Origin of the sequence: Allotamlana fucoidanivorans (assembly GCF_045788535.1) — a bacterium.
GTDB classification, from domain to species: Bacteria; Bacteroidota; Bacteroidia; order Flavobacteriales; family Flavobacteriaceae; genus Allotamlana; species Allotamlana fucoidanivorans.
The window spans coordinates 618,564-637,326 of sequence record NZ_CP074074.1; the positions used below are offsets into that span (position 1 = coordinate 618,564).

13 protein-coding genes are annotated in these 18,763 nt (G+C 34.8%); 1 reads left to right on the plus strand and 12 read right to left on the minus strand.

All coding sequences use genetic code 11. The features are described from left to right. Positions 1 to 8: 8 nt before the first annotated feature. From KFZ70_RS02945 to KFZ70_RS02995, 11 genes are all read right to left on the minus strand, one after another. Positions 9 to 497, minus strand: a complete 489-nt coding sequence (locus KFZ70_RS02945) for a hypothetical protein (protein WP_139698645.1) — start codon at positions 495 to 497, stop codon at positions 9 to 11. A gap of 422 nt (positions 498 to 919) precedes the next feature. After that, a complete protein-coding gene (locus KFZ70_RS02950; protein WP_139698646.1) occupies positions 920 to 1,324 on the minus strand; it encodes a hypothetical protein in 405 nt (134 codons plus the stop codon). A gap of 175 nt (positions 1,325 to 1,499) precedes the next feature. Next, positions 1,500 to 3,599, minus strand: a complete 2,100-nt coding sequence (locus KFZ70_RS02955; RefSeq protein WP_139698647.1) for a gliding motility protein RemB — start codon at positions 3,597 to 3,599, stop codon at positions 1,500 to 1,502. Between the two features lie 121 nt (positions 3,600 to 3,720). After that, entirely contained in the window at positions 3,721 to 4,458 is a 738-nt protein-coding gene (locus tag KFZ70_RS02960; RefSeq protein WP_158293233.1) for an energy transducer TonB, read from the minus strand. Positions 4,459 to 4,645: 187 nt separating this feature from the next. Further along, positions 4,646 to 5,365 (minus strand): energy transducer TonB, encoded by a 720-nt coding sequence (locus KFZ70_RS02965; protein WP_139698649.1) that lies wholly within the window; start codon positions 5,363 to 5,365, stop codon positions 4,646 to 4,648. A gap of 59 nt (positions 5,366 to 5,424) precedes the next feature. Continuing rightward, on the minus strand, positions 5,425 to 5,796 hold the full coding sequence (locus KFZ70_RS02970) for a VanZ family protein (protein ID WP_233244101.1): 372 nt from the start codon (positions 5,794 to 5,796) through the stop codon (positions 5,425 to 5,427). Continuing rightward, positions 5,789 to 6,169, minus strand: coding sequence for a glycine cleavage system protein GcvH (gene gcvH, locus KFZ70_RS02975; RefSeq protein WP_139698651.1), 381 nt, complete (start codon positions 6,167 to 6,169; stop codon positions 5,789 to 5,791). Before gcvH ends, KFZ70_RS02970 begins: the two co-directional genes overlap by 8 nt. Positions 6,170 to 6,323: 154 nt before the next feature. Then, positions 6,324 to 13,613, minus strand: a complete 7,290-nt coding sequence (gene sprA, locus KFZ70_RS02980; protein ID WP_139698652.1) for a cell surface protein SprA — start codon at positions 13,611 to 13,613, stop codon at positions 6,324 to 6,326. Positions 13,614 to 13,619: 6 nt separating this feature from the next. Next, positions 13,620 to 14,201 carry a Holliday junction branch migration protein RuvA gene (gene ruvA / locus KFZ70_RS02985; protein ID WP_139698653.1) on the minus strand — a complete coding sequence of 194 codons (582 nt, stop codon included), beginning with the start codon at positions 14,199 to 14,201 and terminating at the stop codon, positions 13,620 to 13,622. Positions 14,202 to 14,253: 52 nt separating this feature from the next. Beyond that, complete coding sequence (locus tag KFZ70_RS02990) at positions 14,254 to 16,551, minus strand: NADP-dependent malic enzyme (RefSeq protein ID WP_139698654.1); 2,298 nt, start codon at positions 16,549 to 16,551, stop codon at positions 14,254 to 14,256. Positions 16,552 to 16,649: 98 nt separating this feature from the next. Next, complete coding sequence (locus KFZ70_RS02995) at positions 16,650 to 17,339, minus strand: LytTR family transcriptional regulator DNA-binding domain-containing protein (protein WP_139698655.1); 690 nt, start codon at positions 17,337 to 17,339, stop codon at positions 16,650 to 16,652. A gap of 152 nt (positions 17,340 to 17,491) precedes the next feature. Between KFZ70_RS02995 and KFZ70_RS03000 the strand changes: the two genes are divergently transcribed. Beyond that, on the plus strand, positions 17,492 to 17,806 hold the full coding sequence (locus KFZ70_RS03000; protein WP_139698656.1) for a MotA/TolQ/ExbB proton channel family protein: 315 nt from the start codon (positions 17,492 to 17,494) through the stop codon (positions 17,804 to 17,806). 21 nt (positions 17,807 to 17,827) lie between these two features. Here KFZ70_RS03000 and queG read toward each other — a convergent pair whose 3' ends face one another. After that, positions 17,828 to 18,748 (minus strand): tRNA epoxyqueuosine(34) reductase QueG, encoded by a 921-nt coding sequence (gene queG, locus KFZ70_RS03005; protein WP_139698657.1) that lies wholly within the window; start codon positions 18,746 to 18,748, stop codon positions 17,828 to 17,830. Positions 18,749 to 18,763: the final 15 nt, after the last annotated feature.

The following is an 18,763-nucleotide window of genomic DNA, read 5'->3' on the forward strand; positions in this document are numbered from 1 at the left end:
ATTTTGAATTATGGTCGCTCAATTAATGTGAGCTTTATTTCTGAATAGAAATAATCAGCTGGTGTAATAAATGGTTCAACACATAAAAACTTAAGGTCACCCCTAAACCTTACAGGAATTGAATCATTGCTGACTTTTAAAAAATCATATTCCCTACCCAAATAACCTTCATTGCATACAGCAAATTTTCGCTGACAATTATTACAGCCATTAACACCTTGAAAAATCCAAAACCGGTTATTGTATTGCCCGTCGTGTTTATCATCAAAAACATAATCCACATTTTCAGGTCTCTTAAAAAACAAAAGGCCACTCGTTTGTTCTTCTATAGGTACTTCAGAGAAGTTTTTACTTGGTACGGAATCAATATTTTCAGATTCACAACCACAATCATCTAACTTTTCTTCAGTATTATTACTACAACGGTATATTAACGTAAGTAGAACCAATAAAAATAGGTAACCAAATAGTACATTATTAAGAGTAGATTTTCTCATTATTCAAAATTTTTATATTGTTGTATGTTGAATTAAATAATTGTGGCGATTGTTTAATTTAATTTTGTATGAAAGGCGCGCTACCTTGTAGTCGCCTTTCCTTTTTTAATTTGTTAATATATCATTGGTATATAGTTTATTGTGAAGTTGGCGAAAGATAAATCCCACCTAACAGACTGAGGAAGATTTATGTGGTGTTTTTTTTTAATTGATTGTTAGAACTTATATTTAAATAAACCTCAAAAAAAGCATTGTCTGATGTAGGGATTTTGCTTTTCTGCATAACATTTAAAAATATAACAGAGGTAATAATGCCCTTGGAGTTTTTACTAATTTTACCTACTTTCTCTTGGTTTTGCGAAATACCTAAAAAGCATAATAGTAGAAATATACACAAGCTAAGTGATTTTTTCATGCTTATTTTAATTTATACGTTTATGAAATGAAGTTGGTATTAATGCCGGGTCTAAGAAATCCAATCTTAAACTATTTTTATCTAAAAACTGAAATTTGTATCTATGGACAAATATTATGGTATCATTATCTATTGCATCAATAAAATCATATGTTTCATATAGAATTGAGTCTTTGATCCAATATTTTTGGTTATAGTATTTTTTCTCTTCGTAGTTGTAAACTATTAATATGCTATCAAACAAATACTCACTGTAAGATATTGGGTTTTCAATTGGGGTACTTCCCAAATGTGTGATTTCCCATTTACCCAAAATAGCATTTTTAGGGTTCATTTCAATTGGCATATTGTCTTTATCGCAGCCTACAATGATTAAGGCTAACATTGCGAGTATTACAATTGAGTTTTTCATAACACTTGGGGGTTTTAGCTTATATTGTAAATGTAAGAAAAAAAATCATTTAAATACGTTTAATCTTACTTCCTGTTGCCTAAAACAAGTAATTTTAACATTTGCTTAGTATGGAAAACCCATAAAATAAAGGTTGAACTTAAACTAAAGATTCTTCGCTAAGCTCTGCATAACATTAATTATCAAAATACCAATTGAACAGATCTGTTCTTACTCCAAAGTTAAACCAAACGGTACTATTATTAAAGGTGTCAACGGTGGTTGCTTCAGGATTAAAATCTCTTACGGTAATATCTGCAAACACTTTTAAGTTGGAGGCTGGATTTACCAAATACCCAGCCTGAAGATTCCCGTTAAATATCTTCACTTTATTACCTTGCCCTACTTCAACTCCTGTATCAAAAGGACGATCATTATAATCTCTATAAATATCGCCACCATAACTAAAGGTATCATCCGCTGTGTTAAAATCTAATCCTTTAACGCCAAAAATTAATTTGGCATCGGCATACCAACGGTTATAATGATACCTTCCAATTAAAATAGCTTCGCTAAAGTTTGATCCCCACAAATGTGCTTTCGATTCATTACTATGCCCATAATTAAGCAATATAGTGTTATGAGAGTAGGCATAAGGTCTTACACGGTTATATTCCAATTGAAGCATCAAATTATCTACTTTGAAGGCATCAAAATATTTGATCCCCAACTGATAACCATATTTATTTTTCCAACTTCGTTCGCCTCCTTTAACATCGCTCAATGAAAACTCATCAAGAACAAACTGGCCATAAATGTTAATCTGGTCATTCCATTTAAACTTAGCAGTAGCCCCTAACAGGGCATTTCCAGCCCCTTGTCCTGTTTGAAACTCAATAGCCCGGTAAAATATAATAGGATTTAAATAGTTGACATCAAAACCACGGTTATTTGCGTTTTCCCAAATTACAGACTCAAAAAAACCAAGATTTAATCGTTTTGAAACATTCCAGCTTAAATAATGGTTAGCTATATATTTGGTTAAAAAGGCTTTGTCCTGCTCAGCTTCTGGCCTAACATCTTTTAACCACTTCCAGGTATTGGTATATTTAATCTTCCAAAATTTAGTATTGATTTTGAAAAAAGGATGCGGACTGGCAACATCACTTAAAACTAAAGAGCGATACCCATCTCCGATAAACGTTTTACCATGGCCAAATTGAAAATTAAAATATTTTGATGGTGTGTAAGACAAGTAAGCTTCAGCCACAGGATAGTCATAAGAATTTGTTTTAAATCGTTTTGCAATCCCCCTACCCGGTATAATAGCGGGATCAGGCCCAAAGGCTTTCAAGCTTTCAGCGTATCTATTCACATAATCAGCAAATCGGCCCTGACTTTCAAAAAAAGCGGTATAAAAATTAAACCTCTTTCCTAAACCTCCTTGCACCAATATCCCTCTGGTATTATTATATGTAGTATTGAAATCGGCATCAGAATCTTTTCCCACCTGCAAATCGAAAATGGGATCGATAGTAAACCAATAATCCTTTCCCTGTAATTCAACCAAATGCTCGTTCCACAACTTTCTTCCGCCCCAAGATTCCTTATCCTTTTTCAACGTTTCTTTTTCAGATTTAAAGTCATAATATTCTGAAACCTCTTCATAAATGAACGGTTTTGAAGCGGTATGACTGTTTGTGCCTACTAAATTCATCTGCCTATCAAATCTGGAATAATCACTATGGGTAAACGGAATATTTAATTGGCTGGTATAGGCTCTATTTTCAAATTTCTGTAAACTGGCAGAAACGCTATCAAACTCTTGCTTGGCTAATTGCTCTGAATTAGATTGCTGATGTACCTCTTCAAATACCATAGTGGTATTTTGTTGATTGACTAGAGGTATTTTTATGGGTATAGAATACTGTTTGAATGTTTTGCGTGTGTTATAGGTTGCTGGTTGCACTTCTGGCAACTTGGCAAAAACTCTAGCAACCTCCTTTTTCAGCACATCGTAAACCGTATTAACATAAATCACTTTAAAATGCCCTAAGGTATCAACTTCAAAAAGCACCACAACCTCGCCTTTATATTTATCATCTAAAACCTTCTGCGGCACTTTAAAGTGTTCATAGATATGATTATAAATTTTAGCATCAAAACAATTTTGAAGGGCGTCTATCCCTACATCTCCACACCCTGGATAAACTGGTGGCTTCTCAGGTAAATATTGCTTTTGAGAGAATGCTTGATATTGAACTATAAATAAGAACAGTACTAAGACTTTCTTCATAAGGTGGCGCAGGTTTGATTTGGTTGGAAAGATACTATATTTTTAATAATACCAATATAAAAAAACTGTCATCATCCTAGAATGAAGACAGCTTTTGAACCTTAAACGTATTTGAACTATTTCATTGTACTTCAAACACAATGGGCAAATGATAAATAACCCCAACATTTTTATCTCTTTGACTACCTGGTATCATTTGAGGTATAAAATTAATAACCCGCTCTGCTTCTTCATCAAGTTTTGGATGAGGTGATCTTGTGATGATATCCTCTACGTTTCCGTATTTATTAATTTTGAATTGAACGCTTATTTTTTGCTTACCTGTTAAACCATACTTTGAAGCAATCTCAGAGCCATCAAACTTCTTCCTTATTAATTTGTTGATTTTATCAGACATGCATTTTTTTCTAGCCTTGTTGTCCTTAGCACTTTCACATCCAGGATATATTGGTGCATTTTGAATTAGAATAAAAGGAACGTCTTCAGGTTCGCTTGGTTTATCACCAAAATCGGGCAATGCATCAGGATTTAATGCTGGGGTTGTAATTTTAGGCTCAACCAATGTTTCTTTAAAAAAGTCTTCGGGCACATCATCAATAACTTGTTTAAAATTTTGAGGATGCTTAATAATTTCTACGGGTTTTGGCTTTTCTATAACAGGGCGTTTCTCTTTAATTATAGGAATATCAACATAAAGAGGGGTTTCCATTTCAAGTGGAGGAGATTCAACTACGCCTTTAGTTTCAACTTTCATTTCTAACAACCCGAAGGTAGAAAGCAAACAGATTATTACACCAATTTGAAAGTAAAGGGTAGAGTTTTTTTGTAAATTTACTTCATGCTTTTGTGCTTTTTTCACGATTTTATCGTTTTGCCGAACGATGTCGTGAGTTTTCCTTTGATTACTCATAATAATTATAGTTTTGATGTTAATATTATGATAAAATCACAATAAGCATACCAAAAAGAAATCCCGTTACATGGCTGTAACGGGATTTTATATAATTTACTTAGAAAACTTCTAAACTTGTGTGCTTTTAAGACAACTAGTCTTGTACTTGAAAAATAATTGGCAAAGAATAAGGAACATTCACTGGCTTACCACGTTGCTTACCTGGTTTCATTTTAGGTAACATACCAATAACACGTGCCGCTTCTTTTTCTAAACCTGGGTGTGGTGCTCTTGCTCTAATTCCTGTGATAGATCCTGTTTTGTCAATTTTAAAAATCACATTAATACGTTGTCTTCCTGACAATCCGAGCTCTGAAGCTAACTCTGTATTAAACTTTTTATTTACAAATTGAGAAATCTTCTTTGACATACAGTCTCTTTTCTCTTGGTTACTTCCTTTTTCACAACCAGGGAAAATAGGTACATTTTCAATTACTGAGAATGGCACATCAATATCTTCTTCTACTTCTACAACCTCAACCTCTTCTACTTCAACAATTTCAGTTTCCTGATCTACCTCAGTAGACTCAATAACGGTTTCTTCAACCTCAACCTCATCTTCTACAATTTCTATTACCTCTGGAGCTGCTGGCGGTGGCGGTGGCGGTGGCGGTGTTTGTATTTGTTCTGTTAATGGAATTTCCTCTTCCAGTTCTTCTTCCATACTCACCATCCCGATATCAATATCTTCCTTGTCGTATGTTTTATAATTAATTGCAAAGTTCGTTATGAATAGCATTAACGCTAAACCAATAGCAAAGTAAAGTGAACTGTTACGTCCTACATTAGCTTTAGGATTTTTTTTAGGTTCCATAATTTGTGTTTTTCAAGATTGCTAAAATAACATTTTATTTGCCAAAAAAACAAGAGTTTCTATGAGTTTTTGACCTGTACTTTATTTTTTAAACTAAGTATTCCCGACATGAGTAAAACACCAAAAGTATTCGCTACAATATCGTAACCATCAAGTGCCCTATATTCGGTGAGCACCTTTTGTAATACCTCAATAATTATACCAAAACCTACAGAAAATATTGCTGCATACCTCAGCGCTACTTTTTTCCTATAATTATTAGAAAAAACACCAAACCATAACAAAGTTAGCAACCCATAGGCTAAAAAGTGAAATATTTTATCTGCAAAAGAAATTCCTGCGTCGGGGAGGTTATCTATTCTGATTAAACTAACTGTAGCTAAAAAACCGGTATAGCCTAAGGCAGCAAATAAAATAACTTTTTTACGCACCAATAAGGTTTTTATAATCGTCGGCAGATAGTAATCCTTCAATTTGTGAAAGGTCTGAACACTTAATTTTTATCATCCAACCATCACCATAAGGATCTGTATTTACTTGCTCAGGTTCATCTTCTAAGCCTTCATTAAATTCCATGATTTCACCTGAAAGTGGCAAAAATAAATCAGAAACTGTTTTTACGGCTTCTACTGTTCCAAAAACTTCATCAGCATCTAAAGTTTCATCAAGGGTTTCTACTTCCACATAAACAATATCACCTAATTCACTTTGTGCAAAATCTGTAATACCTACGGTTGCAATATCACCCTCTATTTTTACCCACTCATGGTCTTTAGTATACTTTAATTCTGATGGAATGTTCATATTAATACTTTTAAAAATCGTTAATGCACAAATGTATTTATTCAGAAACAAATATCAAATATATAATTTACTAAAATAAAGCGCATATGTATACAATTTAAATGTATAAGACAGAAAACACTTCACTTTTATAACACAATGCGCTACATCCTATTTAGTTTCCGAAGTTATAACGAATAGTAACTCCTGAACGTATAGTAGTTTGAGGGAATGCCGTTGATATGGCATATTCAGAAAACGTATAATCAAAATAAAAAATACCTGTTAAATTTTTACTGAAGGCATAATCGGCAGAATACTTAACACCCCAAATGGTTTGCCCTGATGTTATTTGGTTATTATCTAAATCTAAATACCTTACAATTGTTTTGTTATCACGTACAGACACGTCGGCCTTCATATTCAAATCGCTAACAATACGCTTTTGCGGCCCAGCCAGCTTTGATCGAATACGTAAATCTTTTATTCTATAACCCAAACCAAGTATAAATTCGTTTCCTTTAACTTCTGTCATTAAATTATTATCAAAACTTAACGATAGCAACCTATCCTTTTTAACCTCTGCTAAAATTTTGATAGAATTTTTCATTTCAAAATCAAGACGCACCAAAGGACTAAACATTTCTGTTAGGTTCACATTACTGTAAAGCGTTTTATTCTTGTAATTACCAGCCTGATCTAATGCCTCCTGTGGTTGATCGGGATAAGGTAACCCAGGAACAGGTTGCTCATTAGCATCAGGATCGAGATTTAAATTAAGATTGGTTGTGAATTGGTTGATATTATAACTGGAACGATATCCATGTGTTACTGAAAACCGTCGGAAATGGTTCTTAAACCAAGTAAACTTCATAAAACCTGTATACTTTAAATCCCAATTAGGAATGGGAACATCTCGAAGCGCTCTTGTTTTAACCTTATTTGCATCCTGACCTTGATAGGCTGCTAAAAATGAAGGCAGCAGTACTTTCTGATTGTTTTTACCAAACCCAAGTGGATAACCTTCTTGATCTCTCCCATAATTATCAGTGCCGTAAAAATCACGGGCCAGTCGTTCTGCCACTTTAAGCCTGTTAGATCTAAATTCAGTGAATGCCTTTGAAGATACTTGATCACTCTTTTCAAACGCCGTTGCAATCATGATACTTGAAATACTAAAATTACCAAAGGTATTTGGTGTTAAAGATTGGTATTGCAAAGTACCACCAAGGTTGTCTACGCGATAATTTTCGGCATAGTTTTTATAATAAGTTCGGTTACCTACAACATCTATTTTTAAATCTCTGACAGGTTGCAAGCTTGCAGATAAATCAATTTGCTGTGTATGTGTGGTTGTATACTGTTGATTGAATTCAGGAAAAACAGTTAACCATCCCCGTTTGGCTGCTGCATATCTTATATCACTTTGGCTACCAAATGTAAATCCGACAGTTGGTTTTAAGGTACCTATAAATCCAGGTGTTTGCATATAACCAGGTAAAAACGTACCGTTGTTTTCTGAATAATTTGCTTGTATTCTTTTAATACTGGTTAAAATATCTATTCCTGCATTTAGTAATTTTCTACCGCCTTGTCCCTTTGACTTTGATGGCTTGGCTTGATTAGCGTTAGCTCCTGGAGGGCCACCAGCAGCATTTCTACTACGCACTCTGGTTACAGGCTTTTTGGTTAAACCAATGTATTTATACAAACGGTTCATATCTAATGAGGTATTCAAATTATGAACATTTGAATTCTGAACCGTATTTCCTAAATCATAACTTGTTCCATTAAGCTCAACATTACCAAATAAATCAGACCCTTTTTGCCATTGAAACGTACCATTGTACTGATAGGTGGCATCAACAAAACTAAACATTGGAATCTTATTCAGTGGTATTTGATAAGTTAAACCCAAATTTTGACTTTGCCTATTTGGATCTCCAAAATCAAGTATACCATCCCAAACATCAAGATTTTCATCTTGTTCTCCAGCGATTAAGTCATTATTCTTAAAATAGTTTCTTACAATATTATTGTTGGCCGCTGTAAAATTAAGCTGCAAAGACTTTGTTAGGTTATAATTGATGGTATACTGAAAATCAAAAGTGTAATTTCTTCTAAATAATTCTTCTATGGCAATGTTTTCACCTGTTAAATCAACTTCTCTAAACTTTTGTCTGTTAAATTGTCTGTTTAAGTCTGTATTAACTGTAAAACTTGTAGGCAAGGGATTAAAGTTAAAATCTTTTAAAATCTTCCAGTACTTACCTATAAATAATGAATCATTCTTTTTAAAGGGTTCTACTGATTTTGAATTAAAATTATGGGCATAATTAGCTCCCAGTCTCAGCATTTTATTCTCCGACTTTTCTATTTCAAAATCTCTGTGCTCTACTTTATTAAACGAATAGTTTAATGTAAAATTCTCAACATCATAAAAACGTGGCTTCTTATCTGTTGTTCTAATTTTTCTAACCCCTATAAAATTAATGCTTTGTCTTTTGGTATAATCTTCAGATTGTTGACGAATGACTTCTTTTTCTTCCCTGGAATTTGCTGCATCTAATCTAGAATTGAGGGTTAAATCTTTATAGAACTGGTCGTATTTTGGTGTTATTAGTTCCTCGCTTTGTCCATAATTAAAAGGCACCTGAACCCCCCATTTTTTGGGTAACAACTGTCCTACATTTACATTAGTTACCACATCATATTGTTGTACATCTTCTAGACTACGCTGGCTTGGCCCTTGTTCTAAAGACCCAAAACCAGAAGTACTTTGTCTGCCGGTTGCACTCACGTTTGCAAAATCAGCCACATTAGAATCCATACTTACCACAGCAGCCCATCCGCCTTCATTGTCTAAATCAGATAATCGTAATTCATTAAACCAAACTTCGGCACACAGCTCATCTCCTGTAGTTGCATTTTTAACCCCTACCATTAAAGATCTTATATCGCCATAGTTAGGATTTCCTTTTATAGCCACACGATGCTGCCCTAGAACATAGCCTGAATATGGATTACTTACCTCAACAATATCACCGTCAATAACATCATAAAACGTTGGGTCTTCATTACCCAAGGTCATATCTGAAATGCCTTGTGCTTTAATTTTGCCTAAAATTTCTATTGGCAGATTGATTTCATTATTTGTAGGCCACAATCCATCTCTTGTGGTTGATGTGGATACTTGAAGAGGAAGCTCTATTTGATAGAAGTTATCTACTAAATCATTACCCATTCTAATAAATCCAACCAAATCCTTATCACCAAGACCTCCCATGGCTTTATCTTGATCTTCGGCATGCATAAACATGCGCATCTTTTTATACTGACGCATGTCTATATTAATGTTTTTGAAAACGCCCCTAGAATCTTCGGGTTCTAGTCCACAAACTTTCACCACTAATGACTGTTCGTTTTGCCTTACTACGGTATTATTATTAAACAATCGTTCTGGCTCAATACCTGGTGGACTTTGATAACGGCCATCATTTTCAAGTGTACCTATAATTCCTACCGTAAATTCGGTTTGCGGATCATCAGGATCTGGATCGTTCTTATCTAGTGGTAAAGTGAAACGTCTCCAATCACTTCTTACCAAATCTAAAGTTCCAAACCTAAAGACTGTTGGCTCTTGAAACTCTTTTAAATAAATTCTTGCAAATCTTACCGATCTTAAATCTGTAATTCCGCCTACTTCTTTTACATGAGGACCTTCAACGGGAATTCTAAACTGATACCAACGTACTTTTTGGGCAACATCTCCGTTTGGCAATTGCCTGTCTCTTTCCTTAAAATCTCTTAAGAACTTTTTTAACGGGTTAGTTTCTGGAAGATTCTCAAAATCGGATTGTGATGTAGGCAAGTTTTGCCGCGTTAATTCTAACTCATATTCAAAATAACTATCAATAGTGTTCATGGTATTATCACGATTGATATCTTCCACATCCGGTTGTGTATTAGCGCCTCGGTCTGTATTTGAAAACGAATCTGGCGTATTTCCTTGCACGCCGTTATATCGTTTATACCGCTCAAAAATATCACCTTCTGCATTTAAAAAATAGGCATAATTATCATTAGCGGGATCATCTAGAGAGGCATAGTTTGGATCTAGACCGTTCTCTGTTATAAAGTCCCTTTCAGCCTGATCATTATAGCCATCATAACCAACATCTTGATTAATGCGTTCTTGACCTTCAGAATCAAAGGCATAAATTAACGATTGATTTTGTGGGGTTACGGTTCCCCAACTGGTAGGTGTTAATAAAGAAATATCACCATCTTTTGGCAATCCGTTTTCATATAACTTCTTACCATCCTTTATAATATCTTCAGAAATATTTCCCAAATTAAATACCAGCTTTCCTCCAGGGTTATTTGGGTTTCCTTGAAACGGATCTTGCACCCAAAAATCGATATACTCTACATTTTGCTGTTCAAAATCTGTTGATGTGATTTGTCTGGTAATACCCGCCCAACTCTCTGCGGGGTTGGGAATAGTGCCATTTGCTGCATTGGGATCAAAATTATATGGTCCTCGCTCATTAGGGTAGTAAGCCAAATCTAGCGTGAACAACACGGATGTTTGCCCTTGTACTAAATCACGATCTGGAAATAATTCATTGATAAAAACACGACTGGTATAAAGCCCTGATAAGTCATCATCTGAAATACCTGTTGGCCTTTGGCTGCTATAAAAAATAGGATCAATAGAATACCAATTTAACATCGCTCTCTGGTAGCCATTCTGAATGCCATTTTCATCTTCATTCGGGTTACTAGGTACGTTCAAGTCTAAAGGTCTACTTGATAAAAACCACGATAGTTGCGATTTTAAATCAATACCATTTTGTGAGCCTTCAAAATCGTCAATATAAGACGTGGCTTCTCCATTTAAATTGGTTCCTTTTGGTGCTCCGGGGGCTAAATAAGCAAATTCTCCTCTAAGCGAAAGATTAGATTCTACATCGGTATCAATATTAGGAAGTTTATTAACTAATCTAGTAAGGAAAGGCACTTTAGTAGCATAGTTACCATTAATTCCAAAAATAGAATTATTAATAGACTCGGTTCCATAGTTTGCCTTTTGCGTTATGGGTCGCTCATTCAGATTAAGCAGTGTTCCTCCTAAGACAAAATTTTCATTGAACTTATGCTCAATATTTACGCCTGTAAAGCGTCTTGTTTGTTGCCCAAAAACAGCATTATTCTCGGTGGATACTTCAATAGGTGTATTTGAGGCTTTTAAAGCTTCATCTAAAATTTGAACACGTCCCAACTGATAGTTTACCGTATAATCGATTCCTTCAACAAGCACGCGCCCACCAGCCGTTACCCTTACAGAACCACGAGGCACATTGAAAGACCCTATTGGAATACCATCTCCACCAGACGCTTTATACCTTCCCTTTAGTTTAAACTTATTTTTTTCAACCTCCTCGAGTGCCGCTGTTTTTGTACTCTTGTACAGTACATCATATACATATTTAGCTTGATCTGGGTTAAAAGAAGTTATATCTTCATAATTACCACCTCCCAAAACATTAAATAAATACTCACCAAAAGGCTCTGCACTAGTGAATACAATTTTTCCGTTTTGAGGAATTACCGTAATACCTGGAACAAAATCAAAAAAACCATCCCCACGTGTTTGTGGGTCATTATTAAAATTCAATTTATCTAAGTTGAATACACGCAGTAAAGGTACATTTTGAAGTAAATCCTTTTCATTTGTACCTCCCGATACAGGATTACCATTAATATCTAAATCAAATTGATCTCCTACAGGTTTTATGAAATTTAATGGAGATGCCTCGTTATAGAATATATTCAGTTTGAAATCATCTTGACTTAAATTATAAGCTCCCGTATCATAAATGTTTTTCATCATTAAATCCCACACAGGTAAGGTAACGCTGGTCACACTGCTCTTTAGCATTTTAAGCACTAGGTTGGTGTTAACCACGTTGATTACATTACCATCAGGATTGGTTTCAACATTGGTAGCATCAATACCATCATTAGCAAATTCACCTACTTGATATACTTTTCCGCCAAGCGTATATTGAAAAGCCACGGCCAACACTTCATCATTATTCAATCTTTGATTTAATGAAATGTATCCTAATTCTGTATTTAAAGTATACTCTTGACCCACCGTTAGTTTTCTAGCATTTTCAAGTTTGGCGTAATCAAAACCTTCATTAACATTTGATACTAAAATACCTGATTGCACTGTAGCTATATCTCTAATAGCCTCCGTAAGTTGTGAGCCTGCCCCGCCAATATTTGTAGGATCAAAATTATTATTACCATTGTCAGGTATGGCACCAGGACCAACATTAATAAAACCAGGAGGCGGTGTTTGCAATCCTAATTTATCCGATTCTCCAAGATCTTGAAGTGCTACAACATTTCTAACATTTTCGGTTCTGTTGCTACGGTTGGTCACCCAAACTTCAAGTCTAGTAATTTGCAACCCTTTATTGTTGATAAACGGATAGTTTTTAAGCGCTTCATCATAAGTATCTCTAAAATACTGCGCTAAAAAGAAGTGTCGGTTTTCATCATATTCCCTAATAAAGAACTCAAATTCTTCAAGAGTACCCCCTCCTTGTGCTATCACGGTATTTGACTGTGATTTCTGTTCAGAAAACACCCCTGTAACCGTGGTTTTACCAAACTGAAGCTGTGCCTTTACACCAAACAAACTTTGCGCTCCTGTAATCAAGGAACTGTTAAGCGGCATGCTTACATTACCTACTTCAATTTTTTGAACAATATCATCTTCTGTTGGGGTATATTCTAATTTAACGAGGTTTTGAAAATCGAAAGTAGATTGTGTATCGTAATTCGCATTAATCTGTAACCTTGTGCCTACTTTGCCCAATAAACTTAAACTGATGCGTTGATCAAAATCAAAGGTAAAATTACTTCTGTTTCTTGGAGAAAAAGATGGATTGTCTTGTTTTGAATACAACACCCCTAAGTCCATTTCAACAGAACCTTGCGGAATAACCTCAATGGTATTTCCTCCAAAAATGGTTTCAAACAAACCTGATTTCACATAAAACTCTGGCAACAAATTTTTACGTTCATCTTCGGCACCATCTTTCTTACCATCAAAAGCATCAATCTTTTGCTTGTAATAACTTCTTACGTTTTCTTTAGCAACCAAAACATAATACTCTTCTGGCGTTAAAATGACAGGGTAGTTAATATTAAAACTTCCTATTTTTTCAGTATATATATAGCGATCTGTTATGGGATCATAGGTATATTTTGACTCAATGCTATTAGGGTTTGGAATATCAATTTTACCTAAACTAAAACCTGTTTGTACAGAGTCTTTAGGCTGAGGTGTTTGCTGAGACCATAAAATACATGAGAAACTCAACAAAATCACCAAAAAAAAGTATTTCCTAATAGATTTATAAAATAAACGGTTAGTTATGTTCAAAATATTCTATAAGTTTTTTAAAGCCTGTTTGATCAAGGTTTCTACATCCGCATCAGGTTGTGCCACCAAAATTTTATCTACTACACGTTCTGCCTGTTTTTTAACAAAACCAAGAACTTCTAAAGCAGATAACGCTTCATCTTTGTTGGTATTGCCTTTTGAAACCGAAACTTCATCAATATCGTAAATCTTTAAGATTTTATCTTTCAAATCAAGAATAACACGTTGTGCCGTTTTTGCTCCAATACCTTTAATGGACTGAATTAAGGTCACATCACCTGTACCGATTCCTTCTCTAACCTGTTTTGGTGTTAAGGAAGACAACATGGTTCTGGCTATATTAGCACCTATGCCACTTACAGAAATCAATAGTCTAAATATTTCACGTTCAGCTAGAGACGAAAACCCATACAAGGTATGCGCATCTTCTTTAACCTGAAGATGTGTATATAGTTTTAGGAATTCACCATCAGGAATTTGAGAAAAAGTATGTAACGAAATATGCAACAAATAGCCCACTCCATTACAATCTATAACCACATGTGTAGGATTTTTATCAGTGAGTTTTCCTTGAATATGATTTATCATGAATAGCAATTGGTTAATCGATCAAATGTAATAAAATTATTTACATATTAATCTATTCACTATCGGCATTTGCATTCGGATTTCCTTGTTTATACTGCGCATCAATAACAGCTATTGCCGTCATATTCACAATTTCGTCTACACTAGCTCCTAATTGCAAAATATGAACAGGTTTTTTCATACCCAACATAATTGGACCAATAGAATCTGCTTCATGTAATTCTTTTAATAGCTTATAAGTAATGTTTGCCGAATCTAGATTAGGGAATATCAAAGAGTTAACTTTTTTACCAGCTAATTTAGAGAACGGAAATTTTTCTCGAAGCATTTCATCATTTAATGCAAAATCGGTCTGCAGCTCTCCATCTACAATCATATCTGGATGATTTCTATGTAAATAAGACACCGCTTCTCTAACTTTAGAAGCTCTTTCGTTGTCTGATGACCCAAAATTAGAATAGGAAATCATAGCGGTTACAGGGTTTAGTCCAAACATTTTTATAACCTGAGAGGTCATTTGTGTTATTTTGGCCAGTGTTTTCCAGTCTGGATCAATATTTATAGAGGTATCACTCAAAAACATGGGACCTCTTTTAGTCATCATGATATTGGTGGTTGCAACCTTACTTACCCCTTTTGCCATACCAATAAGTTCAAGCATTGGTTTTACCACGGTTGGATAGTTACGAGAATACCCTGAAATTAAACCATCGGCATCGCCTTCATTGACCATCATGGCTGCAAAATAATTTCGTTCACGCATCAAGCGCTGTGCAGAATACAGTGTAACCCCTCTTCGTTGACGTTGCTTCCAATAAACTTCGGCATAACGATTTTTACATTCGTTTTCTTCTTCCGTTTTAGGGTCTCTAATTTCAATATCACCTTCAAACTCTATTTCTGCCATTAATGCCTCAATCGTTTCTCTTCTTCCTAAAAGAATAGGAATAGCAATACCCTCTTCATAAACAATTTGTGCGGCTTTCAAAACATCTAAATGATCAGCTTCAGCAAAAACAATGCGTTTAGGGCTTAACTTAGCTCTGTTTAAAAGTAGTCTGACCAGTTTATTATCTGACCCCAGCCTTTCTAGTAATGAATCTTTATACTTTTCCCAATCTTTTATTGTTTTATCAGCAACTCCAGATTCTATAGCTGCTTTAGCTACAGCAGGAGGAACTTCGGCAATTAGCCTTGGATCAAATGGTTTAGGAATAATATAGTCTTTACCAAAGGTTAATTTTGTTTCCCCATAAGCCACATTAACTTGTTCTGGAACAGGCTCTTTGGCTAGTTTAGCTAAGGCTTTTACCGCCGCCATTTTCATCTCTTCATTGATTTTTGTTGCCCTAACATCTAAAGCACCACGGAAAATGAACGGAAACCCTAAAACATTGTTTACCTGATTAGGATGATCACTACGCCCTGTGGCCATAATAATATCCTTACGCGTAGCTACTGCTAATTCATATTTTATTTCTGGATCTGGATTTGCCATAGCAAAAACAATAGGATTGTTTGCCATAGCCAATAACATGTCTGGTGATACAATATTAGCCATTGAAAGTCCTATAAATACATCGGCATCTTTCATGGCCTCATCAAGTGTGTCTATTTTTCTATGTGTAGCAAATTCGGCCTTTTCTTGCGTTAAATTTTCCCTATCGTCTCTAATCACCCCTTTACTATCAAGCATCACCATATTCTCTTTCTTTGCTCCACAAGCTTGATATAATCGAGAACAAGAGATGGCAGCAGCGCCAGCGCCGCTTATCACAATCTTTACATCTGCCATGCTCTTTCCTGCTATTTCAACGGCATTTATAAGAGCCGCCGCAGAAATAATTGCCGTTCCATGCTGATCATCATGCATCACAGGAATATTGAGTTCTTCCTTCAGCCTGCGTTCAATTTCAAAAGCTTCAGGGGCTTTTATATCTTCTAAGTTGATGCCTCCAAACGTTGGGGCTATATTCTTTACAGTTTGAATAAACTCATCAACATTTTCAGTACCTACTTCAATATCAAAAACATCAATATCAGCAAAAATTTTAAACAACAAGCCTTTCCCTTCCATTACGGGTTTTGATGCTTCCGGCCCAATATTACCTAACCCTAAAACAGCGGTACCATTTGAGATTACTGCAACCAAATTTCCTTTTGCGGTGTACTTATAAGCAGCATCCTTGTTTTTCTCAATTTCTAAGCATGGGGCGGCAACTCCAGGAGAATACGCTAAAGACAAATCTCTTTGAGTTGCATATTTTTTTGTTGGAACTACTTTTATCTTACCAGGCTTTGGTTTTGCATGGTAAATTAGGGCCTCTCTTCTTTTACTCTCTTCGCTCATAAAAATGGATTTTTAACTGAACTAACAAAGATAATAATCCTTTCTACGTATGCGTCATTCTTTTAAAAAATTGATATAGCTTTTGTATTATAACAACATCACGCTTTAAAAAATTGCCAAACTTGTTGTTTGTAAGATCTTGAAACAGTAAGGCTCCAGGTAGAATTTACCACAACTTCCTTTCCTTTTAGTAGGGAGAACTCCGGATTGACCAAAAATGACCGATGAATCCTTAAAAAATCAGGGAGCCTATTTTCCCATTCCGATATTTTTACGGTATTCTTATAGTTACTTCCGTCAATTAACATAACTATTGTAAAATCACTTCTACTCTCTATAAAAGCTATTTGATTTATTGGCAATACGGTTCTTTTTCTATTACTATATATAGTAACTGTTTCTCGTTTTTTACTCGAATCATTCTTAAAAAGCACATATTCTAGCAGCAAAAAAAAGCTTAAAACTAACCAAATAAAAACTGGATTAATTAAAATTTCATCTATAATATTGGCCTTTAATTCAATGAAATACCAATAAACAATAGTAACCGCTAGGTACCCCCAAAACAGCGTAATTATAGCAAGAAAAAAGAATCGATTCCATTTTTTTATTCCTTTTAAGGGTTTTATTTTGGTAATACTATGCTTTACAATGAAAACAACTGGCAACAAAAACAAGGCCACAAGCCAAGCATTCCAAAATACAGGTAATGAATTTTGAAGCAAAATGGCAATAATTAGCGACGCAACTAACCAAAATATAATTTTATAAATAGAAGTTCTTGTCATATTTCAAAAATATAACAATTCAATAAGAATGTCCTTTTGAAAGTGGGTGCCTCCTATTTAATATCGGATTTAACACCTCCAGCTCGGTTTTTAACATGCTTAAAAACAGATGTTATTCATACTTTTGAAGTATCAATTTAAAACAAAAAATTATGTTAGATTTATTTTATCAAGGTGGATTATTATTTATGACCTTATTAACCATTTTATTAATTGGTGTCATTGTATCATTTTTGAAATTCCCAAAGTGGACTAAGGAAGTGGGATTATTAGCGCTTTCTACCGGAATTTTAGGTCAAATTATAGGTTTGTATTCTGCTTTTCAAGGCATTGAGCAAATGGGAGCTGTTAGCCAGCAAATGATGGCTGGTGGATTAAAAGTGAGTTCTATTACAACTATTTATGGCTTAGTTATTTATGTGATATCATTACTACTTCAATTAGCTAAAAAAATTAAACTCAGCTAATCCGATATAGACAATGATGTCCTAGATTTTCAAAAAATCGATATTGCGTTTTAGTCCTGAAAATTTGGTTCGCTTAACCGCTGACTTCTTAAACACTTTACTAAAGGTTTCTTGAGTTAGGTCTTCCCAATCTCTTTTAGTCATGTTAAGCAATTCTGGGTTCGGATTAAATAAAGGTTCGCTATGAGGTTTCGAAAACCGATTCCAAGGACAAACATCCTGACACACATCACAACCAAACATCCAATCGTCAAACTGATCTTTGAATGCTGTTGGAAGATTATCTTTTAGCTCTATAGTAAAATACGAAATGCATTTGCTGCCATCTACCACATAAGGTGCTGTAATAGCTTGTGTTGGGCATGCATCAATACAAGCTGTACAAGTCCCGCAATGATCTGTAGTGGGCGGGTCATATTCTAACTCTAAATCTACTATCAATTCAGCAATAAAATAAAAGGAGCCTACCTGCTGGGTAATTAAATTACTATGTTTTCCTATCCAGCCTAAACCACTTTTAGCGGCCCATGCTTTATCTAATACTGGAGCTGAATCAACAAACGCGCGTCCGTTAACCTCGCCAATTTCATCACGGATACTTTGTAAAAAAAGTCTCAGTTTATCTTTAATCACAAAATGGTAATCTGTTCCGTAAGCATATTTAGAAAGCTTGTAGCTATCAGTATTTTGAGTCTCATTAGGGTAATAATTCAGAAGCAAGGATATAACACTTTTTGAACCTTCAACAAGTTTTGTAGGATCCAAACGTTTATCAAAATGATTTTCCATATACTGCATCTTACCATGCATGTTGTTTGTCAACCATTTTTCTAATCGCGGTGCTTCTTCTTCAAGAAACTGGGCTTTGCTAATACCACAAGACAAAAAACCGAGACGCTTAGCTTCGGTTTTTATAAATTTCGAATGATTGTAGCTCTTCACTTTCTAAGTTCAATT